The sequence below is a fragment of the Pseudomonas sp. B2021 genome (genome assembly GCF_018135665.1).
Lineage (GTDB): Bacteria > Pseudomonadota > Gammaproteobacteria > Pseudomonadales > Pseudomonadaceae > Aquipseudomonas > Aquipseudomonas lactis.
Genome location: NZ_SMOF01000001.1, coordinates 1,537,532 through 1,552,218, shown reverse-complemented (window position 1 = coordinate 1,552,218; position 14,687 = coordinate 1,537,532). Strand labels below are relative to the sequence as shown.

At 61.7% G+C, this 14,687-nt stretch carries 12 protein-coding genes; all 12 read right to left on the bottom strand.

Annotation, left to right across the window (positions count from 1 at the left end):
- Positions 1-23: 23 nt before the first annotated feature.
- A complete protein-coding gene (locus E1K68_RS06925) occupies positions 24-1,301 on the bottom strand; it encodes a flavohemoglobin expression-modulating QEGLA motif protein (RefSeq protein ID WP_003189084.1) in 1,278 nt (425 codons plus the stop codon).
- A 52-nt stretch (positions 1,302-1,353) separates the two neighbouring features.
- On the bottom strand, positions 1,354-2,070 hold the full coding sequence (locus E1K68_RS06920) for a TetR family transcriptional regulator (RefSeq protein WP_003189083.1): 717 nt from the start codon (positions 2,068-2,070) through the stop codon (positions 1,354-1,356).
- A 144-nt stretch (positions 2,071-2,214) separates the two neighbouring features.
- Complete coding sequence (gene lysS / locus E1K68_RS06915) at positions 2,215-3,717, bottom strand: lysine--tRNA ligase (RefSeq protein ID WP_003189082.1); 1,503 nt, start codon at positions 3,715-3,717, stop codon at positions 2,215-2,217.
- 79 nt (positions 3,718-3,796) lie between these two features.
- Positions 3,797-4,892, bottom strand: a protein-coding gene (gene prfB / locus E1K68_RS06910) for a peptide chain release factor 2 (protein WP_096001736.1) whose coding sequence is annotated in 2 segments (ribosomal slippage) — positions 3,797-4,819 and positions 4,821-4,892 — 1,095 coding nt in all. Because the reading frame shifts where the segments join, the coding sequence is not laid out codon by codon here.
- A 236-nt stretch (positions 4,893-5,128) separates the two neighbouring features.
- A complete protein-coding gene (locus E1K68_RS06905) occupies positions 5,129-6,130 on the bottom strand; it encodes a PleD family two-component system response regulator (protein WP_014717198.1) in 1,002 nt (333 codons plus the stop codon).
- A gap of 52 nt (positions 6,131-6,182) precedes the next feature.
- Positions 6,183-7,193: a chemotaxis response regulator protein-glutamate methylesterase gene (locus E1K68_RS06900; protein ID WP_003189079.1), complete on the bottom strand. Its 1,011-nt coding sequence runs from the start codon at positions 7,191-7,193 to the stop codon at positions 6,183-6,185.
- Positions 7,190-9,466, bottom strand: coding sequence for a hybrid sensor histidine kinase/response regulator (locus tag E1K68_RS06895; RefSeq protein ID WP_003189076.1), 2,277 nt, complete (start codon positions 9,464-9,466; stop codon positions 7,190-7,192). The genes E1K68_RS06900 and E1K68_RS06895 overlap by 4 nt, the downstream gene beginning before the upstream one ends.
- A complete protein-coding gene (locus E1K68_RS06890) occupies positions 9,463-10,164 on the bottom strand; it encodes a chemotaxis protein CheW (RefSeq protein WP_003189074.1) in 702 nt (233 codons plus the stop codon). Before E1K68_RS06890 ends, E1K68_RS06895 begins: the two co-directional genes overlap by 4 nt.
- Positions 10,161-11,423: a protein-glutamate O-methyltransferase CheR gene (locus E1K68_RS06885; RefSeq protein WP_212613901.1), complete on the bottom strand. Its 1,263-nt coding sequence runs from the start codon at positions 11,421-11,423 to the stop codon at positions 10,161-10,163. The genes E1K68_RS06890 and E1K68_RS06885 overlap by 4 nt, the downstream gene beginning before the upstream one ends.
- On the bottom strand, positions 11,420-11,932 hold the full coding sequence (locus tag E1K68_RS06880) for a chemotaxis protein CheW (protein WP_003189072.1): 513 nt from the start codon (positions 11,930-11,932) through the stop codon (positions 11,420-11,422). Before E1K68_RS06880 ends, E1K68_RS06885 begins: the two co-directional genes overlap by 4 nt.
- The gene (locus tag E1K68_RS06875) at positions 11,932-13,554 is read right to left on the bottom strand and encodes a methyl-accepting chemotaxis protein (protein ID WP_014717193.1); all 1,623 of its coding nucleotides are present in this window, start codon (positions 13,552-13,554) and stop codon (positions 11,932-11,934) included. Before E1K68_RS06875 ends, E1K68_RS06880 begins: the two co-directional genes overlap by 1 nt.
- Positions 13,555-13,764: 210 nt before the next feature.
- The gene (locus E1K68_RS06870; RefSeq protein WP_034135789.1) at positions 13,765-14,472 is read right to left on the bottom strand and encodes a tellurite resistance TerB family protein; all 708 of its coding nucleotides are present in this window, start codon (positions 14,470-14,472) and stop codon (positions 13,765-13,767) included.
- Positions 14,473-14,687: the final 215 nt, after the last annotated feature.

The following is a 14,687-nucleotide window of genomic DNA, read 5'->3' as shown; positions in this document are numbered from 1 at the left end:
TCCTACAAATAGCATTGCTGTGCTCAGAGGATATTGGAGTAATCCGCCTCGATCCGGTCCAGGCTCAAGTGGTTGAGGAAGTTGGAGAAGCACATCCAGGCCGCCAGCGCGTTCATGTCGCGAAACTGCTCCGGCAAATACTTGGGCGGCACCACCAGGCCTTCGTCGACCAATTGGCGCAGGGTGCGCATGTCCTCAAGGGTGGTCTTGCCGCAGAACAGCAGCGGCACCTGTTCCAGCTTGCCTTTACGTACGGCGAGCTGAATGTAGTTGTAGACCATGATAAAGCCCTTGAGGTAGGACAAATCCTTGGTAAATGGCAGACCGGTGGGCACCGAACCACGGAATACCCGGCTGGCATTCCCATAGCTTTCGGCCATTTCAAAGCCTTGCTCGCGGAAGAACTCAAACACCTGCAGGAAGTCGGCACCCTCCTCCACCATATGGATGGCGCGTGTCCGGTTGGTGAGTTTGCGCAGGCGGCTGGGGTAGGAAGCAAACGTGATGATTTCCATCAGGATCGCCAGGCCTTCCTGGGTGACGGTGGACGACGGCGGGCCCTTGGACAGGAACGTGCAGATCGGCTGGTTCTGGCCGTTGAGGGTGGTGCCCACATGCACCAACCCTTCATGCACTTCGAGGGCGCGAACGTCGCGGTCGTTGAACATCGCATCGGCGCGGATCTTGATGTAGTCGGCGCCCGCCGCTGCGTCGGCGACGATGCCGTCGGACTCGAATACGCGGATGGTCTCTTCGGCTTCGCCAAACACCTTGTTGAGGCGGGTTTGCAGCAGGCTGACCGCATCTTTGGCGGTGAGGGTCTTGGCTTCGTCCTTGAGGTCACCCCGACCGTCGATGTTGTTGAGGTAGTCGGAGAGCATCAGGCCAAGGTCGGCCAGGGTCGGGTCGCCAGCGTGGAACGCATCGGAGGCGGCGCCGTACAGCTCTTGGGAAATCAGGCCGAAGTCCTCGGTGCCGCGCGCTTCAAGCATGCGCACCACCATCCGGTATTCGCGGCACATGCGCCGCATGATCTGCCCCACCGGACTGAATTGCCCAAGGCGTCGAGTGATGTCGCGCTCGATGTTCTGGAACTCTAGCTTCACCGCACTGGAATCGAACGACAGCGGCCGGCTCAGGTAGTAATCACGGTCTACGGCAGGCATCGCCTTGCCTTTGGCCTTGAGGAATCCCTGGCGAATGTTCTCGTCCCATTTCACCGCATCAAGGACGCGGATCGGTGTTTGCGCCAGCACAATGCGATCGGACAAGGTGCGTATCGTCTGCTGGTAATCGTCCACCCGGTGCTTCCTCTTTAAACGTTGAACGTTATCAGGCTTTCATCGAACGCTGTCAGACCGAGGCCAATACCAGGTGCATGTAGCGCTTGAGGATTTCAAGCATCTCTTCCCCGGTCAGAGGCTCTGCGCCGCCCAACAGGCCCTGATATTCCATCCGACTGATGATAGCCGTCAACACCTTGGCATCCTGCTGCGGCTCACGGGAACCCAATACCTGGAAAAACTGCCCGGTGCCCTGCAACAAGATCTGTTGATGGGAGCGTACCAGTTCGGCCAGGCGTGGATTGAGCAGGGCTTCCTGGCGAAAGGCCTGCTCGGCCATCAGGTATTCGCGGCGATTGGTCAGTTGGCGTAGCACATAGTCGGCGGTCAGGCGCGCGATGTCATCGGCCAGTTGCGAGCGCGACTCCGGGCTGCCGTCGCCATAGGCGACCATTTCGCGTAACAGGCCTTCGTTACGTACCCACAGCTTGCCCATGAACGCGGCGCTGCGTTCCACGTACTGGGCGAAGGTGTCGGTGAGCAGGTCGTCGATGTCTTTGAAGTAATAGGTGGTGGCCGACAGCGGCACCCCCGCCTCTGCCGCCACTGCCCGGTGACGCACGGCCCGCACGCCATCGCGCACGACGATACGCATGGCCGCATCGAGAATGTCTTGCCGGCGTTGCTCGCTGCCCCGCCGACTGGCCTTGCGGCCCTGGTACTGAACGCTTTCAGCCACGGCAGCAGCAATGCCGGCGGCACCTTCTTGAGCTATTACGCGGTTCACCACACTTCTTCCTTTAGAGGTGACGCGGAGCGTCACAGGGTGCATTCCCACGCGGAGCGTGGGGAACGATCACTGACGAGCACCACTTGAACAGGCCACATAAAAAAGCCGCCTTATAAAAGGCGGCTTCGGATTTCGCTACGGTTACGCTTGTGGCCGCATGTGCGGGAACAGGATCACATCGCGGATCGACGGCGAGTTGGTCAACAACATCACCAGACGGTCGATGCCGATGCCTTCACCGGCAGTGGGCGGCATGCCGTATTCCAGGGCCCGTACGAAGTCGGCATCGTAGTGCATGGCTTCGTCGTCACCGGCGTCCTTGTCGGCCACCTGGGCCATGAAACGCTCGGCCTGGTCTTCCGCGTCGTTAAGCTCGGAATAGGCGTTGGCGATTTCGCGGCCACCGATGAACAGCTCGAAACGGTCGGTGACGTTCGGGTTGTCGTCGTTGCGACGGGCCAGCGGCGACACTTCGAACGGGTACTGGGTAATGAAGTGCGGCTGTTCCAGCTTGTGCTCCACCAGCTCTTCGAAAATCATCACCTGCAGCTTGCCCAGGCCTTCGAAGCCCAGCACCTTGGCGCCGGCTTTCTTGGCAATGGCACGGGCCTTGTCGATGTCGTTGAGGTCGTCAGCGGTCAGCTCGGGGTTGTACTTGAGGATCGAGTCGAACACCGACAGGCGCACGAACGGCTCGCCGAAGTGGAACACCTTGTCGCCGTACGGCACGTCAGTGCTGCCCAGCACCAGCTGTGCCAGCTCGCGGAACAGCTCTTCGGTCAGGTCCATGTTGTCTTCGTAGTCGGCGTAGGCCTGGTAGAACTCCAACATGGTGAATTCTGGGTTGTGACGGGTCGAGACGCCTTCGTTACGGAAGTTGCGGTTGATCTCGAACACTTTCTCGAAGCCGCCAACCACCAGGCGCTTGAGGTACAGCTCCGGCGCGATACGCAGGAACATTTCCATGTCCAGCGCGTTGTGGTGGGTTTCGAACGGCTTGGCTGCGGCACCACCCGGGATGGTCTGCAGCATCGGGGTTTCGACTTCCAGGAAGTCACGCTGCATCAGGAAGCTGCGGATGTGAGCAATGACTTGCGAGCGCACGCGGAAGGTCTGGCGCACGTCTTCGTTGACGATCAGGTCAACGTAGCGCTGGCGATAGCGCTGTTCGGTGTCGGTCAGGCCGTGGTGCTTGTCTGGCAGCGGGCGCAGGGACTTGGTCAGCAGGCGCACGTTGGTCATCTCGACGTACAGGTCGCCCTTGCCGGAACGGGCCAGGGTGCCTTCGGCTGCGATGATATCGCCCATGTCCCAGGTTTTCACCGAGGCCAGGGTTTCTTCGGACAGGGTCTTGCGGTTGACGTAGACCTGGATGCGACCGGTCATGTCCTGGATCACCATGAACGAGCCACGGTTGAGCATGATGCGACCTGCCACCTTGACCGGGATCGCAGCCTCTGCCAGTTCTTCCTTGGTCTTGTCCGCGTATTGCTTCTGCAAGGCATCGCAGTAGTTGTCGCGGCGGAAGTCGTTGGGGAAGGCGTTACCCTTGGCGCGCTCGGCAGCAAGCTTTTCCTTGCGCAGGGCGATCAGGGAGTTTTCTTCCTGTTGCAGGGCTTGCGGGTCGAGTTGTTGGTCGCTCATGTCTTTAAATATTCCATCAGGTTCGTTGCCCCCAGCCTTCGGCGGGGGATCGCGGGCAAGCCCGCTCCCACAGAGGGTATTAGAGGCCGGATTTCAGGCTGGCTTCCAGGTATTCGTCGATATCGCCGTCGAGTACCTTGTCGCAGTCGCTGCGTTCGATGTTAGTGCGCAGATCCTTGATCCGCGAGGCATCGAGCACGTACGAACGGATCTGGTGACCCCAGCCGATATCCGACTTGGTGTCTTCCAGCGCCTGGGAAGCGGCGTTGCGCTTCTGCATTTCCTGCTCGTACAACTTGGCCCGCAGCATTTTCATGGCGGTGTCCTTGTTGGCGTGCTGGGAACGTTCGTTCTGGCAGCTGACCACGGTATTGGTCGGTACGTGGGTAATACGTACGGCTGAGTCAGTGGTGTTTACGTGCTGGCCACCGGCACCGGAGGAACGGTAGGTGTCGATCCGCAGGTCGGCCGGGTTGATCTCGATTTCCACCTTGTCGTCGATCTCTGGCGAGACGAAAACGGCGGAGAACGACGTGTGGCGACGGTTGCCGGAGTCGAACGGGCTCTTGCGCACCAGGCGGTGCACGCCGATCTCGGTGCGCAGCCAGCCAAAGGCGTATTCGCCCTTGATGTGCACGGTCGCGCCCTTGATACCGGCCACTTCACCGGCAGACAGTTCCATGATGGTCGCGTCGAAACCGCGCTTGTCGGCCCAGCGCAGGTACATGCGCAGCAGGATGTTGGCCCAGTCCTGGGCCTCGGTGCCGCCGGAACCGGCCTGGATATCCAGGTAGGCGTTGTTCGGGTCCATTTCATGGCTGAACATGCGGCGAAATTCAAGCTTGGCGAGGTTTTCCTCGAGACGGGCCAGCTCGGCGACGACATCGCCCACTGCGCCTTCGTCGTTTTCTTCGACGGCCATGTCCAGCAGGTCGCGGCAATCACCCAGGCCGGTGTTCAGTTCGTCGAGGGTATCGACGATCTGTGCCAGCGCAGCGCGCTCGCGCCCCAGTTCCTGGGCGTATTCAGGTTTGTTCCAGACACTCGGATCTTCAAGCTCGCGATTGACCTCGGTCAGACGCTCATGCTTTTGATCGTAGTCAAAGATACCCCCGAATAGTTTCGGAGCGCTCGGACAGGTCCTTGATGGTGTTAAGGATCGGGTTGATTTCCATGGCGGGCAGCACTCGTTGGCGAACTTTTGAAAGCCGGCGAGTATAACGGCAAACGGCTGGAAACGGCAGTCCGCTTGGCCGAAAAGGCGGGGGTTTGTACACGATCCGCAGCCAGATAGAGATCAAATGTGGGAGTGGCTTTCCTGCGATGGCGGTGTACCAGTCGATACTTGTGTGACGGATACACCGCCATCGCAGGCAAGCCAGCTCCCACAGGGGTTGAGCGGCGCGTGGGATTACTCGATGCCCACCTGATTACGCCCATTGTTCTTGGCCGTGTACAACCCCTTGTCCGCCGCCATGATCAACTGCCGACAGTCCGTGCCCTGGACCGGTGTCAACGTCGACAGCCCAATACTGATGGTCAGGCTGGCACCTTCAGCCGGGGCGATGTGCGGGATTTTCAACGCCGCCACCGCCATGCGCAGTTTTTCCGCGACCAGGCGTGCGCCGCCCGGCGAGGTGTTGGGCAGGACCAGCGCGAACTCCTCGCCGCCGTAGCGCGCCGGCAAATCCGAAGGGCGGCTGCTGGCTTCACGGATGGTGTTGGCGACTTTGCGCAGGGCTTCGTCGCCCTCGACGTGGCCGAAGCTGTCGTTGAAGGTCTTGAAGAAGTCCACGTCGATCATCAGCAGCGACAGTTGGGTCTGGTCGCGCATGGCGCGGCGCCATTCCAGCTCCAGGTATTCGTCGAAGTGGCGGCGGTTGGACAGCCCGGTCAGGCCATCGGAGTTCATCAGGCGTTGCAGCACCAGGTTGGTGTCCAGCAACTGTTGCTGGCTGACGCGCAACGCGCGGTAGGCCGCGTCGCGCTGCAACAGGGTCATGTAGGACCGCGAGTGATAGCGGATGCGCGCCACCAACTCGATGTTGTCCGGCAGCTTGACCAGGTAATCGTTGGCCCCGGCCGCAAAGGCCGCGCTCTTGATCAGCGGGTCTTCTTTGGTGGACAGCACGATGATCGGAATATTCGCGGTGGCCGGGTGATTGCGGTATTCGCGCACCAGAGTGAGGCCGTCCAGGCCCGGCATCACCAGGTCCTGCAAGATCACTGTGGGCTTGATGCGGATCGCCTGGGCAATCGCCTGGTGCGGGTCGGCACAAAAGTGGAAGTCGATGTTTTCTTCATGGGCCAGGCCACGCCGCACGGCTTCACCGATCATGGCCTGGTCGTCGACCAGCAACACCATGGCGGCGTTTTCGTCGGTCTTGAAGTCGTCGAGCTGTAAATCATTCATGTGCAGTCACCTGAATTACTACCTGCAAGCCAGCACGGCGGGAGATTTTTGTTCATTTTGCAAAGACCTCCAGCAATCGGGGCGCAATTCTATCCAGTGGGCGAATTTCAACAGCGGCATCAATCGCCGCCGCCGCTTTGGGCATGCCATACACCGCCGAACTCTGTTGGTCCTGGGCGATGGTCAAATATCCTTGTTCCCGCATCAGCTTGAGGCCCTGGGCGCCGTCGCGCCCCATGCCCGTGAGCAAGACACCGACGGCGTCACCGTTCCAGTGGCTGGCGACGCTTTCGAAAAACACGTCGATCGACGGCCGGTAAATCTCGTTCACCGGCTCTGCGGTATAGGCTAGCGTGCCATTTTTCAACAAGCGAATATGGTGGTTGGTGCCGGCCAGCAATACCACGCCGGGTTGAGGCGGCTCGCCTTCACAGGCCAGGCGCACCGGCAGGCCGGAAGCGCTGCTCAGCCACTCGGCCATGCCAGCGGCAAACACCTGGTCCACATGCTGCACTAGCACGATGGCGGCAGGGAAATCCCGGGGCAACCCCTTGAGCAGAACTTCCAGGGCCGCCGGCCCACCGGCCGAAGAACCAATCGCCACCAGCCGTTGACGCTTGCCGGTGACCCGCTGCGGCGGGGTTTCGGCACGCACCCGCGTGCCGCGCTGGCCGATCAGCCAGCCAATATTGAGGATCTTGCGCAACAGGGGCGCCGCCGCATCCTTGGGGTTGCCCACGCCCAGTGCCGGGGTGTCCACCACATCCAGGGCGCCGTGGCCCATGGCTTCGAATACACGGCTGACGTTAGCCTGGCGGTCGACGGTGACGATCACGATCGGGCATGGCGTGTCGGCCATGATTTGCCGGGTCGCCTCCACGCCGTCCATCACCGGCATGATCAGGTCCATCAGGATCAGGTCCGGGGTCAGCTCGGCGCAACGCTGCACCGCTTCCAGGCCATTGCTGGCCACCCACACCACTTCATGGGCGGGCTCGTAACTCAAGGCACGACGCAAGGCTTCCACCGCCAGAGGCATGTCATTGACGATCGCAATCCTCATGCCCGGGCGCCTCCAATCAGTTCAACCACGGCGTCGAGCAAGGCGTCGTCATGGAAACTGGCTTTGGCTAAATAATAGTCGGCCCCGGCGTCGAGGCCACGGCGGCGGTCTTCTTCACGATCCTTGTAAGAAACCACCATCACCGGCAACGATTGCAGGCGACTGTCACGGCGCAAAAGTGTGACCAATTCAATACCGTCCATGCGAGGCATATCAATATCCGTGATAAGCAGGTCGAAGTCCTCGGAGCGCAATGCGTTCCAGCCATCCATGCCATCGACCGCAACGGCAACTTCATAACCACGGTTGAGTAACAATTTGCGTTGCAGCTCACGTACCGTCAGTGAGTCGTCCACCACCAGCACGCGCTTGCGCGGCGCTTCGGTGGCCTGCTGGCTACGCCGGGCGATGCGCTCCAGACGGCCAGTGTTGAGCAATTTATCCACCGAACGCAGCATGTCTTCGACGTCGACGATCAACACCACCGCGCCGTCATCGAGCAAGGCCCCGGCAGAAATGTCCTGGACCTTGCCCAGGCGATCATCCAGCGGCAACACCACCAACGTGCGCTCGCCGATAAAGCGCTCCACGGCAATCCCGTACACGGCATCGCGTTCGCGGATCACCACCACTTTCAAGGTATCTGAAGGGGTCTGCCCCGGCGGGCGCTGCAGCAACTGGCTGGCGGCAACCAGGCCGACGTGTCGGCCTTCATGCCAGAAGTGCTGGCGGCCTTCCAACTGCACGATGTCGTCGGGGGCCAGGTCGCACATGCGTTCGATATGCGCCAGGGGAAACGCATAGGCTTCTTCGCCGACTTCCACCACCAGGCTGCGCACCACCGACAAGGTCAACGGCACCTCCAGATGGAAGCGGCTACCCTGCCCTGCTGTCTGTTCCAGCACCACCGCGCCGCGCAGTTGGCGAACCATATGTTGCACCGCGTCCAGGCCAACGCCACGACCGGACACCTCGGTGACCTTGTCGCGCAGACTGAACCCCGGCAGGAACAGGAACGTGAGCAGCTCTTCTTCGCTCAGGCGCAAGGCCGTTTCCACCGGCGACAGGTGCCGGTCGACGATGGTGCCGCGCAGGCGCTCGAGGTCGACACCGTTACCGTCATCGCTCAGCTCCAGCACCAGCAGCCCGGCCTGATGGGACGCCCGCAGGCGAATCAAGCCTTCCGCCGGTTTGCCCGCCAACACGCGCTGCTCAGGGGTTTCGATACCGTGGTCGACCGCATTGCGCAATAAATGGGTGAGCGGCGCTTCGAGTTTTTCCAGCACGTCACGGTCGACCTGGGTCTTTTCGCCTTCAATCTCCAGGCGCACTTGCTTGCCCAGGCTGCGACCGAGGTCACGCACCATACGCACCTGCCCGGCCAGCACATCGGCAAACGGCCGCATGCGGCAGGCCAATGCGGTGTCGTAGAGCACCTGGGCGCGCTGGCCGGCCTGCCAGCCGAACTCATCCAGCTCGGCGTTTTTTTCCGCCAGCAGGGCCTGGGCTTCACTCAGCAGGCGACGGGTATCGGCCAGGGCTTCCTGGGCTTCCAGGTTCAGATCCAGGGATTTTAGCTGGCCATCCAGGGCATCCAGTGCACGCAAGCTGTTGCTCTGAATGCGCTTGAGGCGTTGCAGGCTGGCCAGGTACGGCTTGAGCCGCTGGGTTTCCACCAGGGATTTGCTGGACAAGTCCAACAGGCTGTTCAAGCGCTCAGCCGTCACCCGCAGCACACGCTCGCCGCCTTCTGTCATGCGTTTGCTCTGGCGCGGCGCTTCACTGCTGACCGGCGCGGGCTCCAGCTCGGGCTCCAGCAGCAATGCGTCAACCCGCGGCGCGGGGATGGGCTCGGGATTTGGCACGGGCGTGGCAATCGGCTGCGAGGGATCGAGCAAGCGCTCCATCAGCGCTACGTACGCCTCGATATCCGCCGGCCCCACGTCATTGCCCGGCGTGGCGATTCGCATCAGCAGGTCGGTGCCTTGCAGCAACGCGTCGATATGTTCAGGTTGCAGGTACAGGCGGCCTTCCTGGGCACTGACCAGGCAGTCTTCCATGACGTGGGCCACGCTGACCCCGGCATCCACGCCGACAATCCGCGCCGCCCCTTTAAGTGAATGCGCGGCGCGCATGCAGGCTTCGAGCTGGTCGGCCTGGGTCGGGTTGCGTTCCAGCGCCAGCAGGCCCGCGCTCAACACCTGGGTCTGCGCATCGGCCTCCAGGCTGAACAGTTCCAACAGCGAGGCATCGCGCATCTGGTCGGGGGTCATGCGAGGCTCCGGGTCACGGCGGACAACAATTGCGCTTCGTCCAGCCAGCGCAGGCTGCGGCCTTTCCACTGCAACACGCCTTGGGTGTAGCGTGCGCTGGCCTGGGTGCCGGACACCGACGCGGCCTTCAAGGTGCGCTCATCGATGGCGTGAATGCCGTCTACTTCATCCACCGGTACGACGACCGGCCCGTCCTGGGCGGCGATGATCAGCATGCGCGGCATGATCCGCCCGCCGCTGGCGCCGGTACTGGTGCTGTCCAGGCCCAACAGTTCCACCAGCGACAGGCATGCCACCAGCGCCCCGCGTACGTTGGCCACGCCCAGCAGCGCCCGGGAGCGCTGGTGCGGCAGCGAGTGGATCGGCTGCAACGGCGCCACTTCCACCAGGCAGCGGGTCGCGATGCCGAGCCATTCTTCGCCGAGGCGAAACATCAACAGCGAACGGGTGACCACCTCGTTATCCGCTTCGGCAGTTGCCTGCGCGTGATGGTCGTCCTGTTGCAGTGCGTAGCGGTCGAGCAGGCGCGTGGCGGCGGCGGAATACACCGAGCAATTGCGGCAGTGGATGTGCTCAGCCAACAACGGGCAGGACTTGTCGCCATGAATACCGATGCGGTTCCAACAGTCGTCAATGGCTTGGGTATCGGTCAGCGTCAGGTCCAGGCCTGCGGTGTCGAGCGCGTCAGGGCTACTCATCGTTTGGACTCACTGTCAGCTCGCTCGCTACGGGCGGCGCGGGCCTGAAGACGACGCGCGCCGGCACTGTCGCCCTGGGACTCGAGCAACGCGGCCAGGTGCATCAGGGCCTGGGGATGCTGCGGTTCCAGATACAGGGCTTTTCGGTAATACCCCTGGGCCTCCAGGGCGCTGCCAGCCACATCGCTGAGCAGCCCCAGCCAATAAAACACCTGGGCGGCCGGTGGGTGGCTGCTCAAATAGCGCTCGCAGGCCGCACGGGCCTCGGCACTTTTGCCCTCGTTGGCCAGGGTTGCGATCTGGCTGAGCAAATCCCCGGCATCGGTAGGCACCCCTTTGACCGGTGGCACGCGGGGGCTGACCGTGCTGAACGGCCGCGGCTTGAGCGGTATCGGCGCCGCCCTGCGCTGCGGCAGCGGCGCGGGCGTCGGTTTGACCAGAGGTGCTGGCGGCGGGGTCGGTTCTACATGCCGACTGAAAGCGAAGGACTGCGGTACGCCGATGGAGCGCATACCGTGGCGCCCCAGCAGGCTGCCCTCGGCCGGGCCGATAAACAGCACGCCGTCCACGTGTGTCAACGCCTTGAGCACATCAAAGACCTGTTTCTGGGTCGGCTGGTCGAAGTAGATCAGCAGGTTGCGGCAGAACACAAAATCGTAGGTTGGCTCGTTCGCCAGCAGTGCCGGGTCCAGCAAGTTGCCGACTTGCAGGCGCACTTGCTCACGCACTCGGTCGGCAATGCGGTAACTGCCTGCGTCTTCAGTGAAGTGGCGGTCGCGAAACTCAAGGTCAGCGCCGCGAAACGAGTTCTTGCCATACACGCCCCGCCGCGCGCGCTCCACCGACAGCGGGCTGACGTCCATGCCCTGTACTTTGAACTGGTGGGGCGCCAGCCCCGCATCGAGCAAGGCCATGGCAATCGAATAGGGCTCTTCGCCGGTCGAACACGGCAGGCTGAGAATGCGCAGGGCGCGCATCTGATTGATCTCGGCCAGGCGTGCCTGGGCCAGGCGAGCCAGGGTTGCAAAGGATTCGGGATAGCGGAAAAACCAGGTCTCGGGGACGATCACCGCTTCGATCAGCGCCTGCTGCTCGTCATGGGAGGTTTGCAGGTGTTGCCAGTAAGCCTCCGCCGACGGCGACTGGGACGACTGGCAGCGCTGGCGCACCGCGCGCTCGATGATCGCCTCGCCCACCGAAGCGACGTCCAGGCCGATGCGTTCTTTCAAGAACGCGAAAAACCGCGGGTCATTGCTCATAGGCTCAACTCGGCGCAGAACAACAAGGCGCGCACTGGCGCGGTCAACAGATCCGCGACGCCAATCCACTGCATCAAGCCTTGGGCATCCTCGCGCACCGGCCCCAGGTACGGCGCCTGCTGGTTGTCAAGGCCATAGGGCTGGAACTCGGCGGGGTCGCAACGCAGGGTGTCGGTGGCCTGTTCTAGGATCAGCCCCAGCCAACGCGCCTCACTCCAGGGCTGCGGTTGGTAATTGACCAGCACCAGGCGCGTACTGGTGCGCGCCTGGGCCGAAGTGCCGAACGTCAGCGCGCTCAAGTCGATGACCGGCACCAGCACCCCACGATGGGCGAAGATACCCGCCACCCATAACGGCGCTTGGGCGATGGGTTTAAGGGCCAGGCGCGGCAGCACCTCGGCCACTTCGGTGGCCTTGAGGGCAAAGCGTTCGTTGCCGATGCGAAACACCAGGAACAACGCCTTTTTCGCTGCCGGGACGGCACCGCGTTTAGCCGCGAGCTCGCTCATCAGACTTTGAAACGCGAGACGCCGCTGCGCAGACCGACCGCAACCTGGCTCAGTTCATCAATGGCAAAGCTGGCCTGGCGCAGGGATTCGACGGTCTGGCTGCTGGCATCGCCCAATTGCACCAGCGCATGGTTGATCTGCTCGGCGCCGGTGGCCTGGGCCTGCATGCCTTCGTTGACCATCAACACCCGCGGCGCCAGGGCCTGTACCTGATGGATGATCTGCGACAGTTGCTCGCCCACTTGTTGCACCTCGGACATGCCGCGACGCACCTCCTCGGAAAACTTGTCCATGCCCATCACCCCCGCCGACACCGCCGACTGGATCTCACGCACCATCTGTTCAATGTCGTAGGTCGCCACGGCGGTCTGGTCGGCCAGGCGGCGCACTTCGGTGGCAACCACGGCAAAGCCGCGCCCGTATTCACCGGCTTTCTCAGCCTCGATGGCCGCATTGAGCGACAACAGGTTGGTCTGGTCGGCCACCTTGACGATGGTCACTACCACCTGGTTGATGTTGCCGGCCTTCTCATTGAGGATCGCCAGCTTGGCGTTGACCAGGTCGGCGGCGCCCATCACCGAGTGCATGGTTTCTTCCATGCGGGCCAGGCCCTGCTGGCCGGAACCTGCAGCCACCGAGGCTTGGTCGGCGGCGGTGGAGACTTCGGTCATGGTGCGGACCAAGTCCTTGGACGTGGCGGCAATTTCGCGGGAAGTGGCGCCGATTTCGGTGGTCGTGGCCGCGGTTTCTGTCGCGGTCGCCTGTTGCTGCTTGGAGGTCGCGGCAATCTCGGTGACCGAGGTAGTGACCTGCACCGATGAACGCTGCGCCTGGGACACCAGGGCAGTCAGCTCGGTCATCATGTCGTTGAAGCCGGTTTCAACCGCGTTGAATTCGTCCTTGCGCTCCAGATTCAGGCGCTTGCTCAGGTCACCGGTGCGCATGACTTCGAGGATTTGAACGATGCGCTGCATCGGCGCCATGATCGCGCGCATCAGCAACAGGCCACACAGCGCGGCGGCGAGAATCGCCAGCAATAGCGAAACGCCCATGCTGATCTTCGCGGCCGCTACCGCATCATCGATGGCGGCGGTGGCGTTGTCGGCGACCTGCTTGTTCTCATTGATAATGTCATTGAGCTTCATGCGGCCTGCTGTCCAGGCGGGGGTCAGTTGCTCGTTGAACAACCTCAGTGCTTCGGCGGCGTTATTGCTCTGATGGGCCGCCAAAACCTGGGCGAGAATCTGGTTGTAGCTCTGGTGCAGTTTTTCGAAGGCATCGAATTCGGTGCGATCCTGGGTGATATTGATCGTCCCTGCGTAGCTGGCCATATGTTGCTCAAGCCGAGCCTCGAAAGACTTGTAGTCCTGTTTGTCGGTTTCGGAAATACCCTGGTTCTCGTGGATTCCGACCAACTCCTGGGTTTGCAGGTAGCTGTCGACCCAGGCGCTGCGAATCATCGAGCTGAAAAACACCCCGGGCACCGCATCGTCCCGCACTGAGTTTTCGCTGATTTCGATTTTCAGCAAGCGCGAATACGAGACCACGACCATCAGCAGCATGATCGCGATAATTACCGCAAAGCTCGCCAAAATCCTTTGGCGCAGGGTCCAGTTCTTCACAGTAATTCCTCGCAGGGCCATTCAAATGGAGGGGAGTATAGCTGAGCGGCTGCGCGCTTTTATCAAGGCTTTTGATGTGCAGTGCACAGAATGCAAAAGTGGGCGCGGGCTTGCTCGCGGATGCGGTGAGTCAGCCAGAAATAGAGTGACTGGTCTACCGCATTCGCGAGCAAGCCCGCTCCCACATTTTTGATGGGCGTGAGGCCTTGTTTATGCGTTAAGCCGCACTTGTTTTTCCAACTCCAGCTTCAAGCCTGGCTCAAGTTTCAGTTGGCGGGCCAGTTCGTCCAGGTAGGCTTTTTCCATGAAGTTTTCTTCGTCCACCAGCATCACGCTGGCGATGTACATTTCGGCGGCCATTTCCGGGGTGCTGGCGGCGCGGGCGACGTCGGTGGGGTCCAGGGGTTTGTTGAGCTCGGCGTGTAGCCAGTGTTGCAACTCCTGATCATTGTCCAGCTTGGTAAATTCGCCTTCGATCAAGGCGCGCTCGCGCTCATCCACATGCCCGTCAGCCTTGGCCGCGGCTACCAGTGCCTTGAGAATGCCTTGGCTGTGTTGTTCGACCTGGGCCGCTGGCAGGCGGTCGATGGTTTGCGGCTCGCCTTGGGGCGCGCTGGCCTGCTGGGCTTGCCAGTTGCCGTAAGCCTTGTAGGCAATCACACCGAGTGCGGCCAGGCCGCCGTAGGTGAGTGCCTTGCCCCCGAATTTGCGGGCTTTTTTGTTGCCCAGCAGCAAGCCCATGGCTCCCGCTGCCAGGGCGCCGCCGCCGGCACCGCCGAGCATGCTGCCGAGCCCGCCACCGTTGAGCAAGCCGCCGAGGGCGCCCTTTTCATTGGCTTTGCGTTGGCCGCCGGCCTTGTTTTGCAACATGTCCTGGCCAGACTTGAGCAGTTGATCGAGCAATCCACGGGTATTCATTCGTAGCCTCCAGACACTTGGGTTCGTAGGACCAATAGGCCTCCAGCGTAAAACTAAGTGCCAAAAAGCCGTGATCTAGAGTGCTTCCAGATGTAACGCTCAGTTGCGATGCTGGAAATGTCTTGTTGCACATGCAACGCCATCATCCCGCCATCAATCAATTTGCCTTGCTCATCGAACCGCTTAAGCTATCCGGCGTCTGTTTATTGTCCGTT